Raw genomic sequence first — 22,743 nt, forward strand, 5'->3', positions numbered from 1 at the left:
AAACGGAACGGCCCCCGTTCTGATTGATCTAGATCAAGGGAATGTCAGCCTTACGTTGCTGAAGTACAATGGCACCCGCTTTTCGAGAGGCATGGTTGGCTGCGTCCTGTCGCCTGGCACGGTTCCGTCAGGAGCTTCGGTGAAACACCTGAACGCAACCGACCTGAACAGCCATTCAAGAAAGTTTCGTCGCTGTTCCTGCAACAGGTGCTGGCGGCAGCCGTTGACCAGGCGACGATGCAGACCAAGGAGGAACAGATGAAGAAGCTGACTTACGCTCTTGCAGCCGTAGCGACGCTTGCAATCGGGACCCCTACCATCGCCAACGCGGCCGGCTTCGGCGTCTATATCGGCGGCGACAGGGATTATTATGTCGGCCCCCGCGCACGCTTCTACGAGCATGACCGCGGCTGGCATCGTGGCTGGTATCACCACGATCGTGACTACGACCGCGGCGTCGTGATCCGTCGTTATCATTATTGGGACGATTAGTGCGAGCCAGCACGGTCGAACAAGGAGGCCTCGCTTCGGCGGGGCCTTTTTGCATTTTGCATTGGACGCAAGGAGGCGGCCAAGCGCGGTCTCTCGATCGACTCAGATCGCACAGCAGCCCGATCACTCGCCGCGATGGCGCAGCGCGTCGACGATGACCTTGAAGGCGGGTGCGTTCTGGCGACGGCTCGGATAGTAGATGTGGTAACCGTCGAATGTCGGCGACCAATCGTCCAGCACCAGCACGAGGTCGCCCGAGGCGATGTGCTGCTGCGCGATGTTCTCCGGCGCATAGGCGATGCCGTATCCCTTCAGGGCTGCATCGACCTGGGCGTAGGAATTGTTGAACGTCAATTGTCCGTCGACGCGGACGCGAAGCTCCTGGCCTGCCTTGGCGAACTCCCACGCATAGAGCCCGCCCGCCCGTTCCATGCGCAGGTTGATGCAATTGTGCCGCACGAGCTCGTGGGGATGCGTCGGCGCGCCGTGCTCGGCGAAGTAGCCGGGTGAGCCCACGGCCACCAGCCGCCAGTCCGGTCCGATCCGCACCGCGACCATGTCCTTCTCGACGCTCTCGCCGAGACGGACGCCGGCGTCGAAGCCCTCCTCGACGATGTTGCGAAATCCACTGTCGAGGCTGACCTCGAGCTTGATGTCCGGGTAATCCTTCAGGACCGGCTGGAGCTTCGGCCACACCACGCTGTGGAACGCGTGCTCGGAAATCGTCATCCGGATCCGCCCTGACGGCTTGTCGCGGAATGCCATCAGATCGGCAATGTCGGCCTCGATCTCGGCAATGCGCGGCGCCATCGACAACCGCAAGCGCTCGCCGGCTTCGGTGAGTCCGACGCTGCGGGTCGTGCGCGTCAGGAGCCGGATACCCATCTGGTCTTCCAGACGCTTGATGGTGTGGCTCAGGGTCGACTGGGCGATGCCGAGCTTGGCGGCTGCCTTGGTGAAACTGCGCTCCCTGGCGACGGTGAGAAACCACAAGAGATCGTTGAAATCGTGCCTGGCCATCACTGTCCGCCGCTGAAACCCTCCATTTATGCTGCAGGTCGATCAATGCAAGCGGACTATTCCATCTAATCGGGTCGCGCGCGGGGCGCTATCTGGGACGGGACGGATCGAGCTTCTGTCCTGACGATCAAACCCGAAAGGTTACGAGCATGCTGGCAACGCTCATGTACGGTCCCGGCGACGTTCGCTGCGAAGCCGTCGACGATCCCAGGATCCTCAAGCCCACCGACGCCATCATCAAGCTGTCGGCGACCTGCATCTGCGGCTCGGATTTGTGGCCCTATCGCGGCCTGCAACCGACCGACGGCCCCGCGCATATGGGCCATGAATATTGCGGCGTCGTCGTCGAGGTCGGGAGCGAGGTGAAGACGGTGCGGCCCGGGCAATTCGTCGTCGGCTCGTTCTGCATCTCCGACAACACCTGTCCGCATTGCCGTTTCGGCTTCCATTCCTCCTGCGTGCAGCGCGAGTTCATGTCCGGCGCGCAAGCCCCCTACGCGCGCGTGCCGCTGGCGGACGGTACGCTGGTTGCGACCGCGGAGCTTCCATCGGCCGATCTCATTCCCCATCTGCTCGCGACCTCCGACGTGCTCGGCACCGGCTGGTATGCCGCCGACGCCGCCAACGTCCGCGCAGGAGCGACCGTCGTCGTGGTCGGCGACGGCGCGGTCGGATTGATGGGCGTGCTGGCAGCCAGGGAGATGGGCGCCGGGCGGATCATCGCCATGAGCCGTCACGCGACGCGGCAGAAGCTCGCCGCCGAGTTTGGGGCGACCGACATCGTGGCGGAGCGCGGCGACGAGGGCATTGCGCGCATCAAGGATCTCACCGGCGGCGTCGGTGCCGATTCCGTGCTGGAGTGCGTCGGCACGCAGCAATCGATGACGCAGGCGATCGCCTGCTCACGGCCCGGCGGGTCGATCGGCTATGTCGGCGTGCCGCACGGCGTGACCTTCGAGGGCGAGGCGATGTTCTTTGCGCAGCGGCGCATGCTCGGCGGGCCGGCGCCGGTCCGGCGCTTCCTGCCGGACCTGATCGACCGCGTGCTCGCCGGCAGGATCAAGCCGGGCAAGGTGTTCGATCTCAAGCTGCCGCTGTCCGAGGTGGCCGAAGGATACCGCGCCATGGACGAACGGCGCGCGATCAAGACGCTGATCACGGTGTGAAGATTTCGCTGCACTCGCAATGACGGTGTGGAAGCAGCTTACCTGAAATAACCCACGACGAGATCGACATCCGCGCTGCAGGCCACCGTGCCGGTCAGCTCGGCGTCGATGACGCGGCGGCAGGCCTCGATCGCGGCGTGGTCGCCGAGGTCGTTGGCGGCTTCGAGCACGAGCCAGGCTGCGTCCACCGAGGCCTTGTCGGGTGCTCCGCCGCCGAGATCGGTGGCGACAGCATTGTTGAGGTTCTTGTTCTTGCGAACTGCGGTGCCGAACTGAGGCAACATCTGCAATACTCCCCTCTCGAATTCCTGCTCAGTGCAATTCTTCAGTGAACCTGGAGCTCGGGCTGACGGCCCGAGGCGGAATCGGCACCCGCGCTGTTCTTGCGCGACTGGTAGAATTTCAGGATGCTGCGCGACGTCTCGATCTTGAGCCGGCCGAACTCGCGTTCATTGTCCTGGAGGTCGCGCGCCGTGATCAGATGATCCTTGGCGCCGAGGAACAGCAGCGACATGGTCGTATCCCAGGAGAAGTCGAGCGCCTTGCACAGCACCAGGATCATCTCGCGGTTGCGGTCCATCAGCGCGCGCTCGATGACGTCGACCGGCAGCGCCGACAGCAGCGACAGGCCGATCTGCACCTCGTCGAAGCGGTGCTGGCGCGCATAACTGGAGATCGAATCCTGGTTGAGGTTGCCCTGGCGGTACTGCGTCGTGACCACGCGCTTGGCGACGAAATAGCTGCGCGAGGACGGACCGAACTTGGATTGCAGATCGCCGGTGACCTCGGTCACCGAGCTCTGGATCTGCGCCATCATCTCGGGGCGTTCGGTCTCCAGGCGCCGGCGGACGTCTTCCGACGCCTTCGCGATCAGCTGCTGGAAGATGTGGCGCGGAACGTCCTTGCGGAGGCCAAGCTGCTCGGCAAGGATCGAGTCGCCCTCGGCGCGACGTACCATGTGCAAGAGGCCGGAGCCGGAGAAGCGCGCGCCTTCGTTCTTCGCAACCGAGGTCACGACCTCCTGATTGCCGCGCTTGACCAGCACGTCGGTCACGGCCTCGCCGATCGACTGACGCTGCGAGATCGCGAGCAGGTGCGCCTGGCCCTTGGTCATGGCGCTCTCGACCAGCACCTTCTCGGCGATCCGGGTGGAATCGCGTAGCACCGGGCCGGCGACCTCGATCGCATCGTCAAAGGCGAGCTTCTCGATGACGTTGAGCGGAGCGTGGTCGCAGGCCGACATCAGTTCGGACAGCTGCACGCGCGCGGCGACCTCGATCTCGTCGGCGAGCCGGCCGATCACCTCGCCGAACATGCTGATCTCGTCGTCGACATAGCGGCCGGTGATCAGAAGATCGGTCGCGTGCCACAACGCGCGTGCCCGGCTTTCGTCGGTGCCGCGCGCGATCGCGTCGTCCAGATCCTGCAGAAGCGATTTCGCCCCGTTCATCTCGATACCCCAGTTCTTGGTCGTTCTTTGGCGAACCGTTGCGCCTGTCTTGGCGCGACGCCGAATTCCTCTGGGAACCAACGCTAGAGATGAAACGCGAGAATTCGGTAAAATCGGCAAATCAGTTTTGCCGACGAAAATTCATTCAAATGCGAGGGAATGGGTTAACCGGCGTGCAAGGGGCTGCGCGGGAGGTGCGCTCCCTCTCCCGCTTGCGGGAGAGGGTTGGGGAGAGGGTGTCTCCGCAACGGGATAATCCCCAAGAGGAGAGAGCCCTCACCCGCGCCTTCGGCGCGACCTCTCCCGCAAGCGGGAGAGGTTAAGAAAGCCCGCGGCTCAATTCGCGCAAACCAATCCGCTCACGGATTCTGCGGCGTCAGCACCAGCGGCGGCTTCGGCTTGGGCTTTGCGGGCGGAGGGCCCGGCGCCGGCCGCACTTCGATCGGCGGCGGCAAGGGCGCGACCTGCTGGCTTGCGAGCGGCGGACTCGTGAGTGGAGGACTTGGCGCGGCGGGAGCGGCCTGCGGCGCCTTCGGCATCGGCGCGGCCTTCTTGGGCGGCGCGCGGCGCGGATCCTGGCCCGGCAGCGGCACATTGGCCGGCGCCGGCTCGGGCGCTGTCTCCGGAGAGACCAGCGTCGGCAGCGCGGCGGTGGCCGGTGGCGGCTCGCCGCGCTCGATCGCATCGAGCCGGCGCGTCTCGCGATCGATCGTGCGCACCGCAAGCCATGACGACAGCGGCGCGAGATCGACGGTGCGGCTAAGTCTATCGGGGGGACCTGCCGCAAACAGCTGGATCTCCGGCGGCGCACCGGAGAGCCCGGTCATGATCGGCGTCAGGCTGGCGCGGATGTCGGCCTGGTCGGCGGGAATGTCGTAGCCGCCGGAGACGATGGCGCGCGCGTTCTTGGCCTCCAGCGGCGTCGCGCCGACCCGCAGCCGCCCGTCGCGGATCGTGAACGGGATCTGCGCCGAGGCGACCGCGATGGGAGCGGCCGACAGCGCCGGCTCGACCAGCTGCCGCAGGCGGTTGTCGTCGCTGACCTGGCCGCCGTCACTGGCGCGGATGGCGATCTCGAAGGCGCGCGGATTGAGGCCGCTTATCTCGGCGGATTCCAGCGTCACGGTGCCGTTGCCGGCGAGCGCGCCGGTGAGCGCCGCGACGCTGCGGCCCTGGCTGGTCAGCGCCATCTGCACCGAGGCGCGGCCCTTCGGCAGCGCGAGATCGCGGTAGCGCAGCACGGTCGCATCGACATTGCTGAGCTCGATGCGCACATTCAGGGCAAGACCATTGGCGCCATTGCGCGCGTCAAAACTCGCCGACATCTCGCCGCCGCCGACACCACCCTTGAGGCCATCGAGCGCGAGCGACTGGCCGTCGCTGCGGATCATGCCGCCGAACGGGCGCAGCTCGATGCCGCCGGGCATCATGCCGCGCAACGCCTGGAAGGCGATGCGGCCGCGCCAGCCACCGAGCAGCCCCGCACTCAGCGGCTCACCCGCATCGCGTCCCGCCGCGCCGATCGCCATCGCGAGCGCAGGCCCAAGGTCGAGCGTATCGAGGCCGACCTCGCCGTCGACGCTATTCTCCTGATCGAGCGTGACCGCAAGACGGCCGCGCAGATGCGAGCCGGCCGCGCTGCCGTCGAGATCGTTGAAGGTCAGGCGGTTGCCTGACAGCGTGAGGCGCGAGGACAGGCTGGCGCTCTGCGCCGATTTGTCGGCCGTGCTCGTCCCAAACAGCGGCGCGAGGTTGACGTTGCGCACGCGCAGATTGACGCTGGCTTTCGGGTCCGACAGTTCGACGCTGCCCTGCGCATCCGCATCCAGCCCGCCGCCGCTAAGTTTTGCGTTGAGTTGCAGCGGCCGCCGCCAGGCGCCACTCAGCTTGCCTTCGAACTGCGACGCGCCCTCGCCCGCGGCCACCACGCGATCGAGGCCGAGCATGGCCAGCAATGCGCCGGCCTGCGGCGTCGAGACTTTCGATTCCAGCGTGAAGTCGCTGCTCTGCAATTTGTCGATATCGATGCCATTGACGGCCGCCACCGGTGTCTGCGCAGCCAGCGTCGCATTGGCCTTGAGCTGCGGCGCGTCGAGATCGAGCACGGCGCGGGCGTCGCTGCGATCGGCATGCTCGGCATTCTTGTCGAGGCTGAGGTCGAGCTTCAGGCGGGCTGCGCCCGGCAGCGACGGCAGGGCATCGAGGCGCGCACGCACCGACGGCGCAAACGGCTCGATCAGCGCAGTCAGCTCGCGCAGCGAATTGGCGGAGGATTTCAGCGCGAGCTTGCCGGTGGCCCTGGTGCGGTCGAAGCTGCCGCTCGCTTCCGTGGTCACGCCGCTGGTCTGGCCGAACCGCAACTGCTCCAGCGACAGCGACGCCGGCGAATAGCCGAGCTTTGCCGCGAACGGCCGCAGCTCCTGCCCGGCGGAGATGGCGCGGCCGACATCGAGCGAGAGCTTGGCTTCCTCCGGCCATTCACCTTGCGGCCCGGCGAGCGCGCGGACGAAACTCGCGGCGGCGTCGAGATCGAGCCGGTCGGCCTTGAGCTCGGCATCGATCCGCGAGCCCTTGCTCGCGCCGGTCTGAACGAAGGCAATCCGTCCCTCGACGGCGCCACCCTCGATGTCGGCCTTCAGCCTGTCGACGGCGAGATGGTTGGCGGCAATGGTCACGTCGCCGGCAAGGCGCAGCGGCCGGGTGCTGCGGCGGTTGATCTCGCTGCGGCCCAGGAGCCAGGCGACCAGCGTATCGGGATCTGACGACTCGACGTTGAGGCGGCCGCTGAAACTGTCGGCGCCCGGGGTTGCGCCGTTCAGCGAGAGCTGCGTCATGCCCGGCGCGCGCAGCTCGAGCCGCCGGAAGGTCCAGGACCGGCCGTCGGTCGCAAGCTCCGCCGCGATGTTCTGGAGCGGGCGGCCACCGAGCATGATCTGGTCGGAGTTGAACTCGATCTGCGCCGGGATCGGCGCCTGCGGGATCGCGGCGAGGCCCGCGCGTAGCGCCGGCAGGATGCGCAGCGGCTCGGAATCGTTTTTGGCTGCCAGCCTGTCGGCATCGATCTGGCGGGCCGACAGCACCGCGCGCAGCAGCGGCGAAGCGCCGAACCTGAGGTCACCGACGCCGCCGGCTTTCAGTGCGTTGTCATCAGTGCCGACGCTCGCATCGATCTGGTCGAACCTGGCGCCGGCCGGGTCGGCCTTGAGTTTTGCGGTGAGCTTCCACGGCGTCGGTCCCGCCTCGCCCGGCTTCTTCGCCGCGGGCACGGCGAGCGTCAGCGCGCCGTCGAATTTCGGCTGGCGGTTGTCGAAGGCGAGCACGCCTTCGAGATCGGCCAGGATCGCGCGTTCGCCGGGATCGACGTTGAGATGCAGACGCGTGGCGCTGCCGTCGGCGCTCGGGCCGGAGGAGATGCGGAACGGGTAGCGCATACCCGACACCTTGAAACTGCCGTCGCCGCGCACCGAGCCGGCGAGCGAGCGGACGTCGCCGGAGAACGCGATGTCGGTCAGCTCCAGCGTCGAACGGCTGGCGGCATCGTGCAAGGCGATGCGCCCGGTGAGGTTCACCCGCTCGATGGCGAGCGAGGCGAGGTTGAAGCTGCCGTTCGCGGTGGACGGCAAATCGACCCGCCCGCGCGCATCGAGGCCGAGATCGACCGCCATGCCGCCCACGGTCAGCTCGGTGGCGCGCCATTCGCCGCGCATGAGGGAGCCCAGGCTGAACTCGACGTCGAGCTTGTCGGCGCGCAGCCGGCCGAGATCGTTGTTGCCGCCGAATGTCACCGAGCGCAGCCGCAAGGTCGGCGCCGGCAGGAGCCGCGCGTCCAGCTCGCCCGCCACCCGCACCGGCACGCCGATGATCCGGCCGGCCTCCGCCTCGAACTGGGGCCTGAACTGGTTCCAGTCGATGAAGTAAGGCCCGATCAGCGCCGCCAGAAGCGCTAAGATGAAGGCAATCGCCAATCCGAGCAGCGTCGTCTGCACGGGTCTCCCCTCGGCCAAACCGGCACCCGGGCCAAACCTTGACCCCTGCAAACCTTGGCCTTGAGGCTTCAGGCGCGCCGGAACAGCCCCTTATATAGAGGGAAGTGTGGCGAAGTCACAGCGACTGTTGCGCGCGGAGGTTAACGCTGCGGCCTCACCAGCTGGCCGGGAGCTGCGTCAGGCCGCGCAGCACGAAGGTCGGCCGCCATTTCGGGCTCTCGACGTCGTCGATGCGCAAATCAGGCAGCCGCCGGAGCAGCGTCGCGATGGCGATCTCAGCCTCGATGCGCGCCAATTGGGCCCCGAGGCAGAAATGGATGCCGCCGCCGAAGGACAGCGGCTTCACGTTCTGCCTGGTGACGTCGAGCCGGTCGGGGCGATCAGGGTAAACGGCGGGATCGCGGTTGGCCGAGCCGAGCAGGCAGAGCACGGTCTCGCCCTTGGGGATCTGCTTGCCGCCGAGATCCTCGATGTCCTCCAGCGTGACGCGGCCGGTCATCTGCACCGAGGAATCGTAGCGCAGGAATTCCTCGATCGCGCCCACCATCAGCTCCGGCCGCGCCTTGAGCAGCGCAAGCTGGTCAGGATTGCGGTGGAGCGCCAACAGACCATTGCCGATCAGATTGACCGTGGTCTCGTGGCCGGCGCCGAACAGCAGGATGATGTTGGCAGTCAGCTCCTCATTGGTGAGCTTGTTGCCATCCTCCTCGGCCTGCACCAGCTGCGTGATGAGGTCGTCGCCGGGATTTTTGCGGCGCAGCTCGAACAGCTGCTGGAAATACATCTGCGCCATCATGTTGCCGGCGTTGCCCTTGGCGATCTCCTCCGGCGTCAGCGGCACGGGGTCGAGCAGCCGGCCGCCGTCGCGCGAGCTCTTGTAGAAGACCTCGCGATGGTCCTCGGGGATGCCGAGCATGTCGCAGATGATGGTGACGGGCAGGCGGAAGGCAAAATCCTCGATCAGGTCCATGTGGCCGCGCGCGATCACGGCATCGATGGCCTGGTCGACGATCTCCTGGATGCGCGACCGCATGTCCTCGACGCGGCGGGCGGTGAAGGCCTTCACGACCAGGCCGCGCAGGCGAGTATGGTCAGGCGGATCAGACTGCAGCATCCAGTGGCTCATGCTGCGGAACACCGGCTCGTCCATGATCTTTTCGCTGTAACGGCGCTTGGAGCGCTCGACGAAATCCTTGCCGAAGCGCTTGTCGCGCATCACGAGGCTGACATCGGCGTGGCGGCTGGCGACGAACTGGCCGAACGGCGTCACATGGATCGGGTCGATCGCGCGCAGGCGGTCGTAATGCGGATAGGGATCGCGGATGAAGTCCGGCGACAGCGGGTTGAACAGCGGATCGCCGCCTGCGGGTTGCACTTGCTCGTTCATGGTGACCTCAATCGGTTGCCGCATGACACGCATACGCAAGGCAGCCCCTGCCCGGCGTAACCATCCCCAAAACCGTTGAACTGCTGTCAACTCGATACATTATTGTATCGAGTTGCATTCTGCCCTAAGCTGCGCCGATGTCAAGGGTGAGAACCAGGCCGACCAGGGACGACACGCGCGACAGACTGTTCGAGGCGGCCGCGCGCGTGTTCGAGGAGGACGGCATCGGCGGCGCCAGCATCGAGGCGATCGCGGCGGCCGCGGGCTTCACCCGCGGCGCCTTCTATTCCAATTTCAAGAGCAAGGACGAGCTGATCATCGCCATGCTCGAGGACCATGTCGAGCAATCGATCCGCCGCAACATGGACATCCTCGCCCAGCACGACAATCTCGATGATTTCATCGCGGCATTGAAGGCGATGGACCGCAGCCGGCAGGATCCGCTCGGCCGCGCGCCCCTGCTCCACATGGAGATGATCCTCTACGTCGCGCGCGCCGAGAAGCGCCGCCCCGAACTAGCAAAACGCCTGCGCGCGCGGCGCAAGCTGGTCGCCGACATCGTCGAGGCGACATTGAAGGGCAACGGCAAGAACGACACCGTGAACCCGCCCTGGATGGCCTCCGTCGTGCTCGCGCTGGAAGACGGGTTCCGCCTGCACCGGCTGATCGATCCCGAGACGACGCCGGCCGACAGCTTTCTGCGTGCAATTACGGATTTGCGGCGCAGGACAGGACTTTCGTCGAACTAGGGCGTGGCTGCAGATGACACCTCTGTCACGCGCGCCGCCCGGTTTGCGATCAAAAGGACACACTCAACGTCGGGTACCGCATGTTGTACCAAATTTAATTTGCACCTCGCGATTTCAGGACGTAACTGCCATTCAAGAGCGACGTGATCCGGCAACGACCGGACGAGAAGGCGCTGCACCAACAATCAAGAAAAGCAAGCACTGCGGCTACTTTTCGTTCAGGAGAATTCATTGCCCGGCATCGTCCATGTCGTGGATGACGACGCATCGTACCTATCGGCCATCCAACAAGTTCTAGAGGCAAGCGGATACCGCGTCGCCACCTATGCATCGGCGCAACAGTTGCTGGAACAGCAGCCCGACGAAAGCAAGGGCTGCATTCTTCTGGACGTCAGGATGCCGGGCATGAGCGGGCTCGAGCTGCAGAGCCGCTTGACCGAGCGCGGCTCGACACTGCCCATCATCTTTCTGAGCGCTTATCCTGATGTCGGCGTCACCGTGAAGGCGATCAAGGCGGGCGCGGACGACTTCTTCATCAAGCCGGTTGGCGCGGATGATCTCTTAAGCGCTATCGCACGCGCGATCGCGCGGCATCGCAACGCGCGCGAACTCGACGGCGAACTGGAAGCGCTTCGGGCCCGGCTTTCGACCCTCACCCCGCGCCAGCGGCAGGTCTTCCAGATCATCGTCCAGGGCAAGACGAGCAAGCATGCCGCGCGCGAGCTCGGCAGCACCGAGCGGACCATCAAGGCGCATCGGAGCGCGATCATGGAGAAGCTTCAGGTTCAATCGGTGGTCGAGCTGGTCAGGATCGCCGAGCGGCTCGGCGTGCTCGGCGCAAAGGACGAGCCGGACACGACTGCATGAGCATGGCGCGGGGCCGTTGCTAGAGCGGAGCGGCTTCAGGTTCGAATGCCGCGGACCTGTTCACCTTTCCCGCTTGCGGGAGAGGAACAGGCCACTATTCCGGACAGACCCCGGTTGGACGCCTGCGAGGTAGAAGCGGACATCAGCCGGCCGACAATCTCTGCCGAAACCGTCGAAAATGTTCTCGGACATCAGCCCGGCCCGGTGACATGCGATTCAGGCTATCCCGGCCCTTCCTGAATGATGGTTTGGACCGATAAGATACCCTTCTTGACCCTTTGGGGGCGGATATGGCGCGGCCATCAAGAACGGGCGGCAAGACGAGCCAGGCGAAGACCCGCAAGGGCCGCAAGACCACCAAGAGCAAGCGCCGCATTGCGCCAGCGGCCAGCCGAGCGAATCGTCGTTCGGTCGCCGGTCCGAGCAAAGACCTGAAGGAGGCCCGCGAGCAGCAGGCGGCGACGGCCCAAATATTGAAGGTCATCGCAAGTTCGCCTGACGATGCGCAGCCGGTATTCGAGGCGATTGCGATCAGCGCCAACAGGCTGATTGGCGGTTTCTCTACGTCAGTGTTTCGCTATATCGACGGCATGCAACACCTAGAGGCGTTCACGCCGACCAATCCGGTCGCTGACGAAGCGTTGCGAGCTTCGTTCCCGCGGCATCTCACAACGTCTTCGGCGCCCTTCGAGTTGCTGCGTGATGGCAAACCAATGCAGATTGTCGATACCGAATCCTCGCCAAACATACTGGCCAGGGATTTGGCGCGATTGCGCGGCTTTCGCAGCATGTTGTTCACGCCGTTGATGAGCAATGGGGTGCCTATCGGCTTGATCACCGTGACGCGAGTCGAGACCGGTTCATTCGCCGACCATCACGTGCAATTGCTACAGACCTTCGCCGACCAGGCGGTGATTGCGATCGAGAACGCGCGATTGTTCAATGAAACGAGGGAAGCGCTGGAGCGGCAAACCGCGACGTCGGAAGTGCTACAAGTCATATCCAGTTCGCCTGGCGGACTTGGGCCGGTGTTCGAGGCCATGCTGGAAAATGCCGTGCGCATCTGCCGTGCCAGTTTTGGGACGCTGCTCCTATACGAAGGCGACAGGTTGCGGCGGGTGGCGCGAATGGCCGCGCAAAACGTGCCGCAATTGTACGCGCCCGACCAGGAAACGCCGCCACACTTCATCGCGCCGTTTGATGGGGCGCCTTCGCTGGGGCGCCTCGTCGAGACCAAGGCGCTGGTTCACATTGCCGATATCGCCACAGAGCATCCCGACGATCTGATCTACAAGGTCGCCGCAGCCCGCACCGTTCTGATTGTGCCGATGCTCAAGGAGAGCGAGCTTGTCGGTGGCTTTGCTGTCTACCGCAAGGAAGTGCAAGAGTTCAGCGACAAACAGGTCGAGTTGCTGGAACATTTTGCGGCACAAGCGGTGATCGCCATCGAAAACACACGACTGCTCAAGGAGCTGCGGCAGCGAACCGACGATCTCTCGCAATCCCTCGACGACCTCCGCACCGCACAGGACCGCCTGGTGCAGACCGAAAAGCTTGCCTCGCTCGGCCAGCTCACCGCGGGCATTGCGCACGAGATCAAGAACCCGCTCAACTTCGTCAATAATTTCGCAGCCCTTTCAGCGGAGTTGACCGAGGAGTTGAACGAGGCCCTCAAGCCCGCCGAACTCGTCGACAAGATCCGCACCGAAGTCGATGAGCTGACGGCGCTTTTGAAGAGCAACCTCGAAAAGGTCGTGCAGCACGGCAAGCGGGCCGATTCCATCGTCAAGAACATGCTGCTGCACTCACGCGAGGGACCGGGCGAGCGCCGCCTCGCCGACATCAATGCCCTCGTCCAGGAGAGTCTTAATCTAGCCTACCATGGCGCGCGCGCAGAGAAGTCCGACTTCAACATCACGCTCACGCAGGACCTCGACCCCGACGCGGGCGAAATCGAGGTATATCCGCAGGAGATCACGCGCGCGCTGCTCAACGTGATCTCCAACGGCTTCTATGCCGCGACCAGGCGCAAGTCCGAGGCGGGAGACGAGACCTTTGAGCCTGTGCTGAGTGCGACCACGAACAACCTTGACGACAAGGTCGAAATTCGCATCCGCGACAACGGCACCGGGATTCCGGTCGAGGTGAAGGAAAAAATGTTCAATCCCTTCTTTACTACCAAGCCAGCTGGCGAAGGCACGGGGCTCGGTCTGTCGATGACCCATGACATCATTGTCAAACAACACGGCGGAACCCTCGATGTCGAGAGCGAGCTGGGTGTGTTTACCGAGCTCATTATCACGCTGCCGCGAACCTCTTTGGCCCATCGCGACTGACTGCGCTGCCGCACGAACTTGGTCGCTATAGGAGCAAAGCGGACGTAGTCATCCGCCGGGTTGTTAGGTACACGGCCTAAGCTGACCGCTTCACCGCCTCGCGTTCCACCACCGCAACATCCAGCCGCCCCAACATCGCCCTCGCCTGCTCGGCGCAGTGCTCGATCAGCCAGCGCTCGAAGGCGACGGGCGCGAGCGCAGGCGCATAGAGGAAGCCCTGCACGACGTCGCAGCCGAGCTCGGCCAGCGTCCTGCGCTGGCCCTCGGTCTCGACGCCTTCGGCGACGACGGTCATGCCAAGGCCCTGACCGACACGCACCACGGCGGTGGCGATCGCGAGCGCGCCAGCGTCACGCTCGATGTCGCGCATGAAACTGCGATCGATCTTGAGCTCGCGGATCGGCAGATGCGCAAGGCGGCTGAGGCTGGAATAGCCGGTGCCGAAATCGTCCACCGAGAGCCCGACGCCGAGCTCGCGGATCGCATTCATGGTCTCGAGCGCGGCGACGCTGTCATGCATGAAGGCGCCCTCCGTGATCTCGAGCATCAGGGCGTCCGGCGGCAAATCGTATCCGGCCAGGATGTCCTTCAGGCGCTCGGCCAACGTGACGTTGCGGAAATTGATCGGCGACAGGTTCACGGAGACGCTGGGGACATTGAGCCCGGCGCCGCGCCAGCTCGCCATCTGCCGGCAGGCCTCGCGTACCGACCACAGGCCGATCTGCTCGATCAGGCCGCACTCCTCGGCAAGCGGGATGAATTTCGCCGGCGAGACATCGCCGAGCTCGGCATCATGCCAGCGCGCCAGCGCCTCGACGCCATGGATGGCGCCGTCGCAGCTGCGGATCTGCGGCTGGTAGCTGAGGCTGAGCGCGCCGTCCGCGATGGCGCGGCGCAGCGCCGCGATCAGCGCCAGCCGCTGCTCGGTCAGCCCGTTCATCTCGGCGCTGAACAGGCGATGGGTGGAGCGGCCGGCCTGCTTGGCCATGTACATGGCGGCATCGGCCTGCTGCATCAAAGTGTCGATGTCCGTCGCGTGATCGGGATAGAGGCTGATGCCGATGCTGGCCGACATCGGCATCAGCTTCGATCCGAGCCTCAAAGGCGCGGCCAGCGCTTCCGCGATCCCGGCCGCGATACGCTCGGCGGCCTCGGCGTTACGTTGCGGCAGCAGGATGACGAACTCGTCGCCGCCGAGCCGTCCCAGCATGTCTTCGGGCCCGATCTGCTCGCGCAGGCGCTGCGCGAGCTGGATCAAGAGCTCGTCGCCGGCGGCGTGGCCGAGCGTATCGTTGACGTCCTTGAAATGATCGACGTCGAGGAAGGCCAGCGCGACATGGCTGCCGGTCGAGCAGGCATCGATCGCAGTGGTGATCAGGTGGCGCAGCTGCGCGCGGTTGGGCAGGCCGGTGAGGATGTCGTGATAGGCGAGCCGCGCGATCTCGGCGCGCGCCTCCTTGCGCTCGATCGCGAAGGCGCCGAGATTGACGCAGGCATCGACGATGCGCCGGTGCCATTTGCTCGGCGCACGCGGCTCACGGAAATAGAACGCGAAGGTGGCGATGACGCGGCCGTCCTTGGCCTTGATCGGGGTCGACCAGCAGGCGCGCAGGCCGATCGCGAGCGGCATGGCCTTGTAAGGCTGCCAGCGCGGGTCGGTGTCGAGATCCTCGGCCAGAACCGGCACGCCGTAGAAGGCCGCGGTGCCGCAGGAGCCGACATTGGGGCCGATCGCGACGCCATCCAATGCGCGAGAATAATCGTCGGGCAGGCTAGGTCCGCCGAGCGGATGGACCAGGCCCGCGGCATCGATGTGAAGCAGCGAGCAGACCACGTCGGGTGCGATCTCCTCGACCCGGCGGCACAGCCTGTCGGCGATGTCGGCGATCGGAATCTCGTCGGCCAGCGCGCTCATGATGAGCTGCTGGAGCGAGCGGAGCTGCTTGGACTCGGTGATGTCATCGAGCAGCGCGAAGATCTGCTTGACCCGCCCCTTCCTGTCGCGGAAGGCATCGATCCGGGCGCAGACCCAGATCTCCTCGCCGTCCTTGTCGTAGACGAGCACCTCGACCTCGCCGCCGTGGCCGCCAGTCATCAGGCGCCTGACGAGATTCACAACGGCGTTGCGATCGGTGTGGCGGCCGGCGATCAGCTCGCCCGCGCGGCGCCCTTCGGCCTCCTCGCTGGTATAGCCGAACAGAGCCGTGAACGCGGAATTGACGTAGACGATGTTCTGCTCGACGTCGGTGATGATCACCACGCGGTTAGTCTGGTCGGAGACCGCGTGGAGAAGCCCGATCCTGGCGCGGCGTTCGGCATCGAGGGTGACGTCGCGCGCGAACACGATGCGATGGGTCGCGCCATCGACCGTCGCCGACGACATCGACACAAGCGCCTTGATACGGCTGCCGTCGCGCCGCACGAGGCTGATCTCCTCGCGGAGATCCGCGGTCGCACCGGCCTCCAGGCATTTGAGGGCGAGAACGGCGGCATCGCGGCCGAGCACCTCGGTAGCGGCGAGCTTCCAGATCCGTTCCGCGGCGGGGTTGAAATGCGTAATGCGATGCGCCTCATCGACGATGACGATGCCGTCGTCGGCGCGTTCGAGCACGGCGCGCGGCACGTCCTGAGTTTCTGTGACAAGGCGATCGGAGGCGGACATCGTCTGAACCGGCGGCATCGGGAAATGCGGCAATCGGCGAGAGGTTAACGCTCCGATGGTGTCCAAGACGTTTTTGCCATTCCGCCGCACCGCGCCAAGAGGCAGCATGCTTAATGCTTCGCGAAAACGGCAGAGCTATCTTGATGCGTCCGGAACCTATTCGGATGCCGGTTTGAGCTTGTGCAGCCGTCCGGCTACGGCGCGCACCTTACCCGGCGAGGCCCGCCACACCGACAGCGCCGACAAGCCGCTCACGACCATGGCGATGGCAAAGGCGAGCGTGTAGTCGCCGGTGCGATCATAGAGCAGACCCGTGAGCCAGGGACCTGCCGCACCGCCCGCCAGGGCCGCGAGCATGATGGTGCCGAAGATGCTGCCCTGGTGCCTGCCCTGAAAAATCTCGAACACCACCGCGCCCATGATCGAGGTCAGGCCGTAGCCGAGCGCGCCTTGCGTGAACACCATGACGTAGACGAGCCAGAGCGACGGCAGATATTTCAGCGCGATCAGCGCGCCGAAGCAGACGACAAAACCTGCGCAGCTGATCGCCCAGACCCACTCGCGCCCGATGCGGTCGGAGACATGGCCGAGCACGATCTGGCCGGGAATGCCGAGCAGGCTGACGATGCCGAGCGCCCACACCGCGACAGAAGGGCTGAAGCCGATATCGAGCAGGAATTTCGTTTGATGCACCTGCACCGCGTACCAGATGTACAGGCCGGAGAAATAGCCGACCGCGATCCACCAGAACCGCGCGGTCGCGACGGCGCGTTTCAGCGTCCAGTCGGTATTGACCCAGACGGGGTCGACCACATTGGAGATCGGCTTTACCGCGCCTGCGGCATGCGCCGCATCGCCGTCCGGCTGGAGGCCGATATCCTCGGGGCGCCTGTGCAGCAGCAGATTGATCGGCGCCAGCGCGATCAGGACGAGCAGGCCCATCGCGGTGCAGGCGGTGCGCCAGCCGGTCTGCTCGATCATGTGCTGCACCCATGGCAGCAGCGTCACCGAACCGATGCCGACGCCGGCAAAGGCGATGCCGATGGCAAAGCCGCGCTTGCGGATGAACCAGTTCGGCAGGAACAGCGACTGGCCGGAATAACCGAGACAGACGCTGCCGGCGCCGACCATGACGCCGATGGTGAGATAGAGATGCCAGGGCTGGCTGGTGAGCGGCGCCAGCAGCAGCCCGCCGCCCATCAGCGCCACGCCGAGCTCCATCACCGCGCGTGGGCCGGCGCGATCCATCAGGCGGCCGATCAGCGGGCTCGCAACGCCCGAGGCGACGAAGCCGAAGGAGAAGGCACCCGCGGTGATGCCGCGCTCCCAGCCGAATTCGGAGATGATCGGCGGAAAGAACAATGAGAAGGCCGTGCGCGCGTTGACGCCGATGGCCATGGTGACGAAGGTCACGGCGACCACGACCCAGCCGTAGAAGAACGGAAGCCGCATTTTTCTGTTTCATCCCTAGACGATCCTTCGGACCATCTGAGGGTGTCCGGGTCAAGCGCTTTTCGCGCATGCCCGTCGGGCAATGCGCTCAGGCCGCGTCGAGCTGCGACGGCTGGACTGACTCGTCGAATGCGATCTCGTCGACCGGCTGCGGGCGCCCGAACAGATAGCCTTGGGCGAAATTGACGCCGAGCGCCCTCAGCCGCTCGAATTCCTCAGCTGTCTCGACGCCCTCGGCGGTGACCGACATGTCCAGCCCGCGCGCCAGCGTCACGATCGAGGAGATGATGGCGGAAGAGCGCGGCTGGTGCGTGAGGTTGCGGATGAACGACTTGTCGATCTTGATCTTGTCGAACGGGAACGCGGTGAGATAGCTGAGCGACGAATAGCCCGTGCCGAAATCGTCGAGCGCGAGCTCAATGCCGATGCTCTTCAGCCGCTCCATGAAAGCGTGATTCTCGACGCCGCGCTCCAGCAGCACGGATTCCGTGATCTCGATCTCCAGCCGCTCGGGCGACAGGCCGGAATCCGCCAGCGCCGCACAGATCATCTCGAACAGCTCGGCTTCCTTGAACTGGATCGGCGAGAGATTCACGGCGACCATCAGGTCGGAGGGCCAGCCGGCCGCGTCCGCGCAGGCGCGCCGCAGCACGAATTCGCCGAGCGGAACGATCAACCCGGTCTCCTCGGCCAGCGAAATGAACTGATCCGGCGGGATCAGTCCGCGGCTCGGATGCCGCCAGCGCACCAGCGCCTCGAAGCCGCACCGCGCGCCGCTCGTGGCACCGACGAACGGCTGGTAATGCACCTCGAGCTGGCAGCGCGCGATGGCGTCGCGCAAGTCCCCTTCCAGCGTGTTGCGCGCCTCGAGCTCGGCCGACATCGCCTCGTCGTAGACGGTGAAGCAGTTGCGGCCCGCCGATTTCGAGCGGTAGAGCGCAAGGTCGGCCTTCTTCAGCAACTGCTCCTGGTCGCTGCCGTGATCCGGCGCGATCGCAATCCCGATGCTGGTGCCGATCTCGACACGATGGCCGGGCAGCAGGAACGGCTGCGCCACAAGCTTGGCGATCCGTGCCGCGAGCTCGGTCGAGCAGGTGCGCTGATCCTCGCAGGCCTCCTGGATGATGGCGAACTCGTCGCCGCCGAGCCGGGCCAGCACGTCGGTGGCGCGCAGCGCGGATTTCAGCCGCTGCGCCACCTGACGTAGCAGCACGTCGCCGGCGCCGTGACCGAGGGAGTCGTTGACGTTCTTGAAGCGGTCGAGGTCGAGCATCAGGATCGAGAAGGTCGCGCCGTTATCGTCGAGCTGGCGGTTGAGCTCGTCGAGCCGGGCGAGGAAGAAGGCGCGGTTCGGCAGGCCGGTCAGGATGTCGGTCTGCGCGAGCTCGAGCACCCGCCGGTTCGCCAGCGATAGCCGCCGCGAATTGCGGCTGGCGAGCATGAGATAGGTGGACAGCGACAGCGTGAGCAGCATGCCGACGATGAGGACCGCGGCCGCGCGATCATAGCCCGTCTCCAGCGCGCCGCCGGCCGTCGGCATCGCCCGCACCTGCCAGTCGGTGTCGCCGATCTTGAGACTGCCCGACCAGTGCAGAACCCGTGCGACGTCCCGCATCGACTGCGGCGCGGTGGCCGCCGACGAATAGTCCGGCAGCATCTCCTCGAGGCTGACGATCTGGCCGGTGAAGGGCGGATAGACGTTCACACTGACCGCGGGGCTTGCTCCGGTGGTCACGCGGATGGACTGGATCAGCAGCGGCAGATCGAAGACGCCGACCACGAAGCCGGCCAGATTGCGGCGCCGGTCCGCGACCGTGTCGCGCGACGTTCCCTTGGCGTAGACGGGAATGGCGACGAGGACGTCGGGCAGCCGGCCGCCCTCCCTGGGCTCGTAGAGGCGGGTACGGACGGCAGCAACCCGATCGCTGTCGCGGGCGCGCTCCAGCACCGCAAGGCGTTCCGGGATGCTCGTGTAATCCATGCCGTAGACCTGTGACGTCTTCGGCTGCGTCGAGTAGAACACCGGGAAATATTCGTCGCTCTGCGGCGCGGCCGCGAAGGCATCGCCCTGGAGCGACTTGATGCGATAGCCCGACACGCCGTCAGCGACCGCGGCGGCCTCGTATTCGGCGCGCTCCTTGCGGTTCACGCGCGGCAGCCAGGCGATGCGCAGCATGCCGGGATGGCGCTCGAACAGACGCGCGCTGAAGGTCTCGAACTCGCTGCGGGTGATTTCCTCGTTGGTGGATTCGAACAGCGTGCGCAGCGCGACCAGCCGTGAGATGTACTCGCCCATGCCGTTCTGCATGACGATCGCTTCGGTTTCGGCCGCGTTCTCGAACTCGATCCGGTTGACGCGGTTTTCCCAGCGCGCGACGGCGGCGGCGCCCACGATCGAGAACAGAAGCCCGACGGCGACCGCGACCAGCGCAGGGCGATAGAGCCCGAGCAGCGGCGCGGCACGCCACCATCCGGTCACACGCTTCCGATCCTGATCGTTCTGATCGCGACCGCCCATCTTGATCCGCACGTCCCCTTCGGCGCGGCGGCACGAACCTCTGGTTGAGCCGCCGGAACTGCTATCGGACAAGGATTGGGGTTAAGAACTGCACAATTTCGGAACAAGGGCGCCCCGCAATGCACGGCTTAGTTAATGATTGCCCCGCAAGTGCCGACAGACTGGAAATAACTTGCCGGTTTTACCCGGAGTCATACGGATCGGCGTTGCGACGCCGGTTAGCGAGCTGTTCAGCCTGCAGAACTATTGTGCGCGGGGCTCATCCTGCACCCGGCAAGCATCCCCATGATACGATCGCACTCAGCGACATGCCTCGCCTTGACCATCGCTTTGCTGGCAGCAAGCCTGCTGCCGGCGCAAGGCGGCGAGGCCGGCGTCAGCGACGATGCGATCCTGTTCGGCCAGGCGGCCGCGCTCGAGGGCCCCTCCTCCGCGCTCGGACAACGCATGCGGCAAGGCATCGTCGCGGCGTTCACCGAGATCAACGCCAAGGGCGGCATCCACGGCCGCAAGCTCCAGCTCATCAGCCGTGACGACGGCTATGATCCCGACCGCTCGGTGGCGCAGACGATGCGGCTGATCGAGGACGACAAGGTGTTCGCGCTGATCGGCGCGGTCGGCACGCCGACCGCGATGGCGACGATCCCGATCACCAGCGCCCGGAACATCCCCTTCATCGGCCCGTTCACCGGCGCCGAGTTCCTCCGCGACCTCGAGCTTCCCAACGTCGTCAACATCCGCGCGAGCTATGGCGCGGAGGCCGAGGCCTGGGTCAAGCATCTCACCGAGGACCGCCAGTTCACCCGCATCGGCATCTTCTATCAGGACGATTCCTTCGGCCGCGACGGCCTTGCCGGCGTGAAGCGCGCGCTCGCCAAGCGCGGCCTCGAGCTCGCCGCCGAAGGTACCTTCGAGCGCAACACCCGCGCAGTCGGCGCGGCCTGGCGCATGATCAAGCGCGCCGAGCCCGAGGCCATCGTCATGGTCGGGACCTACGGGCCCTGCGCCGAGTTCATCAAGCTGGCGCACCGCAGCGGCGCCTATCCGACCTTCGTCAACATCTCCTTCGTCGGCGCCAATGCGCTCGCCAAGGAGCTCGGCCCCGACGGCGAAGGCGTCATCGTCTCGCAGGTCGTGCCGTTTCCATGGGATCGCTCGCTCAAACTCGTCGCCGACTACCAGGCGGCGCAGCAGGCGTTCGACCCGACACTGACACCGGACTTCGTGTCGCTCGAAGGCTATCTCTCCGGTCGCCTCACCGCCGCGGCGTTGGAGAATGCAGGCCCGCAACCGACGCGCGCGAGCCTGCTGCGCGCCATCAACGACATCGGCCGCTTCGACATCAGCGGCAGCATCGTCACCGTCGGTATGCGCACGATCGACGCACCGCCGAAGGTGTTTTTGACGGTGATCCAGAAGGACGGAACGTTCAGGGCAGTGGACCGGCTGTAGGGGCTAGCGATCGGACTTCCTGCCATTCGCCTGGCCGTAAGGCGGCTTGTTGTCGGGATCGGATGTGAGGCAGGCGCTCAGAGACACGCCGATCAGGACCACGCACACCGCAGCGATCAGAAACTTCATCTGCTCAACCCTGCTCAATGAACCATTTCCCGACAAGCACGGAACTTTGACGTCGCGGGCCCGGACGAGGTTCAAGGCAGGGCGAGCTCTCAGGGCCGCCTAGTCCAACGCTCGGCGTTGACGGCGCCCGGCGGGACTTCGCCCCGTACGATCGCTTCCACCTGCCGCACGGTTTCGAGCGACTGGTATTCGATCGCCTGCGGCGTCAATCCGCCGACATGCGGGGTCGCGATCACGTTCGGCAGCTTTGCGAGCTCGGGCGTCGGCATCTGGTCGGGTGCACGGCCGACATCCATCGCCGCGCCGGCGATGCGGTTCTCGCGCAGCGCCTTTGCGAGCGCGGCCTCGTCGACGAGATTACCGCGGGAGAGATTGATGAACACGGCATGCCTCTGCATGCGCGCCAACGCCGCCTCCCCGATCAAATTCTCGGTCTGCTCGTTGGCGATGGCGAGGCAGACGACATAGTCCGACGCGGCAAGCAGTTCGTCGAGACCGACCTGCCTGATCGCGGCATCGCTGACGGTTGCGAAGGGATCGGAGACCAGCACCTCCATGCGCATCACCTTGGCGATCTCAGCAAGATAGCGCCCGATGCTGCCATAGCCGATGATGCCGATTTTGCTGCCGGCGAGCTGGCGGCCCATCCGTGCTTCCGGCTTGCGCCCGGCCTGATAGTCCGCCGTCGTCCGCGAGACGCCGCGGGAGAGGTCGACCATGAAGCCGAGCGCGAGTTCGGCAACCGCCTGCACGAAGCCCGGGCCGGCGCGGGTCACGAGCACGCCGGCCTCCGAGGCCGCGTCCACATTGACGTTGCGGATGTCGACGGCGCAGCGGACGAAGGCGCGCAGGCGCGGCAGTTGCGCAAAGATCTCGCCGCGCCCTTCCGTCATGCGATCGGCGACGATGATATCGGCATCTTTGGCGGCGCGCACGAGGCCGGCAGCGTCCAGCGTCTCATCGCTCTCGTGCAGGATCACCTCGGCAGCCGCGCGCAGGCCGTTCAGGCTGCGATCGCCATAGTAGTTGCGCCGCATCTCCGGCGTGTGCGCGAGCAGGACCTTCACGACAAAACTC

General features: G+C 65.5%; 16 protein-coding genes. 6 read left to right on the forward strand and 10 right to left on the reverse strand.

The annotated features are described in order from the left end of the window. Nucleotides 1-258: 258 nt before the first annotated feature. Nucleotides 259-492 carry a hypothetical protein gene (locus JQ635_RS22210; protein ID WP_211411903.1) on the forward strand — a complete coding sequence of 78 codons (234 nt, stop codon included), beginning with the start codon at nucleotides 259-261 and terminating at the stop codon, nucleotides 490-492. Between the two features lie 123 nt (nucleotides 493-615). On the opposite strand, the gene JQ635_RS22215 is transcribed toward JQ635_RS22210, so the two are convergent. Further along, nucleotides 616-1,512: a LysR family transcriptional regulator gene (locus JQ635_RS22215; RefSeq protein WP_211411904.1), complete on the reverse strand. Its 897-nt coding sequence runs from the start codon at nucleotides 1,510-1,512 to the stop codon at nucleotides 616-618. A 149-nt stretch (nucleotides 1,513-1,661) separates the two neighbouring features. Between JQ635_RS22215 and JQ635_RS22220 the strand changes: the two genes are divergently transcribed. Beyond that, nucleotides 1,662-2,678 (forward strand): zinc-dependent alcohol dehydrogenase family protein, encoded by a 1,017-nt coding sequence (locus JQ635_RS22220; RefSeq protein WP_211411905.1) that lies wholly within the window; start codon nucleotides 1,662-1,664, stop codon nucleotides 2,676-2,678. A gap of 38 nt (nucleotides 2,679-2,716) precedes the next feature. On the opposite strand, the gene JQ635_RS22225 is transcribed toward JQ635_RS22220, so the two are convergent. The 4 genes from JQ635_RS22225 to JQ635_RS22240 all read right to left on the reverse strand — a co-directional run bounded on the left by JQ635_RS22225 (nucleotide 2,717) and on the right by JQ635_RS22240 (nucleotide 9,501). Then, nucleotides 2,717-2,962 carry a hypothetical protein gene (locus JQ635_RS22225; protein ID WP_211411906.1) on the reverse strand — a complete coding sequence of 82 codons (246 nt, stop codon included), beginning with the start codon at nucleotides 2,960-2,962 and terminating at the stop codon, nucleotides 2,717-2,719. A gap of 41 nt (nucleotides 2,963-3,003) precedes the next feature. Continuing rightward, nucleotides 3,004-4,128, reverse strand: coding sequence for a DUF2336 domain-containing protein (locus JQ635_RS22230; protein ID WP_211411907.1), 1,125 nt, complete (start codon nucleotides 4,126-4,128; stop codon nucleotides 3,004-3,006). Between the two features lie 359 nt (nucleotides 4,129-4,487). Further along, nucleotides 4,488-8,114 (reverse strand): AsmA family protein, encoded by a 3,627-nt coding sequence (locus JQ635_RS22235; protein WP_211411908.1) that lies wholly within the window; start codon nucleotides 8,112-8,114, stop codon nucleotides 4,488-4,490. Nucleotides 8,115-8,268: 154 nt separating this feature from the next. After that, nucleotides 8,269-9,501, reverse strand: a complete 1,233-nt coding sequence (locus JQ635_RS22240) for a cytochrome P450 (RefSeq protein ID WP_211411909.1) — start codon at nucleotides 9,499-9,501, stop codon at nucleotides 8,269-8,271. 137 nt (nucleotides 9,502-9,638) lie between these two features. Between JQ635_RS22240 and JQ635_RS22245 the strand changes: the two genes are divergently transcribed. The 3 genes from JQ635_RS22245 (at nucleotide 9,639) to JQ635_RS22255 (ending at nucleotide 13,453) form a co-directional block, all read left to right on the forward strand. Then, nucleotides 9,639-10,250: a TetR/AcrR family transcriptional regulator gene (locus tag JQ635_RS22245; protein ID WP_211411910.1), complete on the forward strand. Its 612-nt coding sequence runs from the start codon at nucleotides 9,639-9,641 to the stop codon at nucleotides 10,248-10,250. Between the two features lie 231 nt (nucleotides 10,251-10,481). Continuing rightward, nucleotides 10,482-11,117: a response regulator transcription factor gene (locus tag JQ635_RS22250; RefSeq protein WP_211411911.1), complete on the forward strand. Its 636-nt coding sequence runs from the start codon at nucleotides 10,482-10,484 to the stop codon at nucleotides 11,115-11,117. A 290-nt stretch (nucleotides 11,118-11,407) separates the two neighbouring features. Then, a complete protein-coding gene (locus JQ635_RS22255) occupies nucleotides 11,408-13,453 on the forward strand; it encodes a GAF domain-containing protein (RefSeq protein ID WP_211411912.1) in 2,046 nt (681 codons plus the stop codon). Between the two features lie 76 nt (nucleotides 13,454-13,529). Here JQ635_RS22255 and JQ635_RS22260 read toward each other — a convergent pair whose 3' ends face one another. The 3 genes from JQ635_RS22260 to JQ635_RS22270 form a co-directional block, all read right to left on the reverse strand. Further along, the gene (locus JQ635_RS22260) at nucleotides 13,530-16,115 is read right to left on the reverse strand and encodes an EAL domain-containing protein (RefSeq protein WP_211411913.1); all 2,586 of its coding nucleotides are present in this window, start codon (nucleotides 16,113-16,115) and stop codon (nucleotides 13,530-13,532) included. A 156-nt stretch (nucleotides 16,116-16,271) separates the two neighbouring features. After that, nucleotides 16,272-17,567 carry an MFS transporter gene (locus JQ635_RS22265; protein ID WP_211411914.1) on the reverse strand — a complete coding sequence of 432 codons (1,296 nt, stop codon included), beginning with the start codon at nucleotides 17,565-17,567 and terminating at the stop codon, nucleotides 16,272-16,274. Nucleotides 17,568-17,655: 88 nt separating this feature from the next. Next, nucleotides 17,656-20,085: a bifunctional diguanylate cyclase/phosphodiesterase gene (locus JQ635_RS22270; RefSeq protein ID WP_211412078.1), complete on the reverse strand. Its 2,430-nt coding sequence runs from the start codon at nucleotides 20,083-20,085 to the stop codon at nucleotides 17,656-17,658. Nucleotides 20,086-20,370: 285 nt separating this feature from the next. On the opposite strand from JQ635_RS22270, the gene JQ635_RS22275 reads away from it, so the two are divergent. Next, a complete protein-coding gene (locus JQ635_RS22275) occupies nucleotides 20,371-21,537 on the forward strand; it encodes an ABC transporter substrate-binding protein (protein WP_211411915.1) in 1,167 nt (388 codons plus the stop codon). A gap of 3 nt (nucleotides 21,538-21,540) precedes the next feature. On the opposite strand, the gene JQ635_RS39230 is transcribed toward JQ635_RS22275, so the two are convergent. Beyond that, nucleotides 21,541-21,666 carry a hypothetical protein gene (locus JQ635_RS39230; protein WP_283826895.1) on the reverse strand — a complete coding sequence of 42 codons (126 nt, stop codon included), beginning with the start codon at nucleotides 21,664-21,666 and terminating at the stop codon, nucleotides 21,541-21,543. Between the two features lie 89 nt (nucleotides 21,667-21,755). After that, the gene (locus JQ635_RS22280; RefSeq protein ID WP_211411916.1) at nucleotides 21,756-22,733 is read right to left on the reverse strand and encodes a hydroxyacid dehydrogenase; all 978 of its coding nucleotides are present in this window, start codon (nucleotides 22,731-22,733) and stop codon (nucleotides 21,756-21,758) included. Between the last annotated feature and the right edge of the window lie 10 nt (nucleotides 22,734-22,743).

The organism is Bradyrhizobium iriomotense, assembly GCF_018130765.1.
GTDB lineage: Bacteria > Pseudomonadota > Alphaproteobacteria > Rhizobiales > Xanthobacteraceae > Bradyrhizobium > Bradyrhizobium iriomotense_A.

What these genes read in the sequence shown, in the direction of transcription:
- JQ635_RS22245 (WP_211411910.1), top strand. Translation starts at nt 9,639, where the DNA reads ATGTCAAGGGTGAGAACCAGGCCGACCAGGGACGACACGCGCGACAGA.
- JQ635_RS22265 (WP_211411914.1), bottom strand. Translation starts at nt 17,567, where the DNA reads ATGCGGCTTCCGTTCTTCTACGGCTGGGTCGTGGTCGCCGTGACCTTC.
- JQ635_RS22215 (WP_211411904.1), bottom strand. Translation starts at nt 1,512, where the DNA reads ATGGCCAGGCACGATTTCAACGATCTCTTGTGGTTTCTCACCGTCGCC.
- JQ635_RS22220 (WP_211411905.1), top strand. Translation starts at nt 1,662, where the DNA reads ATGCTGGCAACGCTCATGTACGGTCCCGGCGACGTTCGCTGCGAAGCC.
- JQ635_RS22275 (WP_211411915.1), top strand. Translation starts at nt 20,371, where the DNA reads ATGATACGATCGCACTCAGCGACATGCCTCGCCTTGACCATCGCTTTG.
- JQ635_RS22240 (WP_211411909.1), bottom strand. Translation starts at nt 9,501, where the DNA reads ATGAACGAGCAAGTGCAACCCGCAGGCGGCGATCCGCTGTTCAACCCG.
- JQ635_RS22210 (WP_211411903.1), top strand. Translation starts at nt 259, where the DNA reads ATGAAGAAGCTGACTTACGCTCTTGCAGCCGTAGCGACGCTTGCAATC.
- JQ635_RS22260 (WP_211411913.1), bottom strand. Translation starts at nt 16,115, where the DNA reads ATGTCCGCCTCCGATCGCCTTGTCACAGAAACTCAGGACGTGCCGCGC.
- JQ635_RS22225 (WP_211411906.1), bottom strand. Translation starts at nt 2,962, where the DNA reads ATGTTGCCTCAGTTCGGCACCGCAGTTCGCAAGAACAAGAACCTCAAC.
- JQ635_RS22255 (WP_211411912.1), top strand. Translation starts at nt 11,408, where the DNA reads ATGGCGCGGCCATCAAGAACGGGCGGCAAGACGAGCCAGGCGAAGACC.
- JQ635_RS22270 (WP_211412078.1), bottom strand. Translation starts at nt 20,085, where the DNA reads ATGGGCGGTCGCGATCAGAACGATCAGGATCGGAAGCGTGTGACCGGA.
- JQ635_RS39230 (WP_283826895.1), bottom strand. Translation starts at nt 21,666, where the DNA reads ATGAAGTTTCTGATCGCTGCGGTGTGCGTGGTCCTGATCGGCGTGTCT.
- JQ635_RS22230 (WP_211411907.1), bottom strand. Translation starts at nt 4,128, where the DNA reads ATGAACGGGGCGAAATCGCTTCTGCAGGATCTGGACGACGCGATCGCG.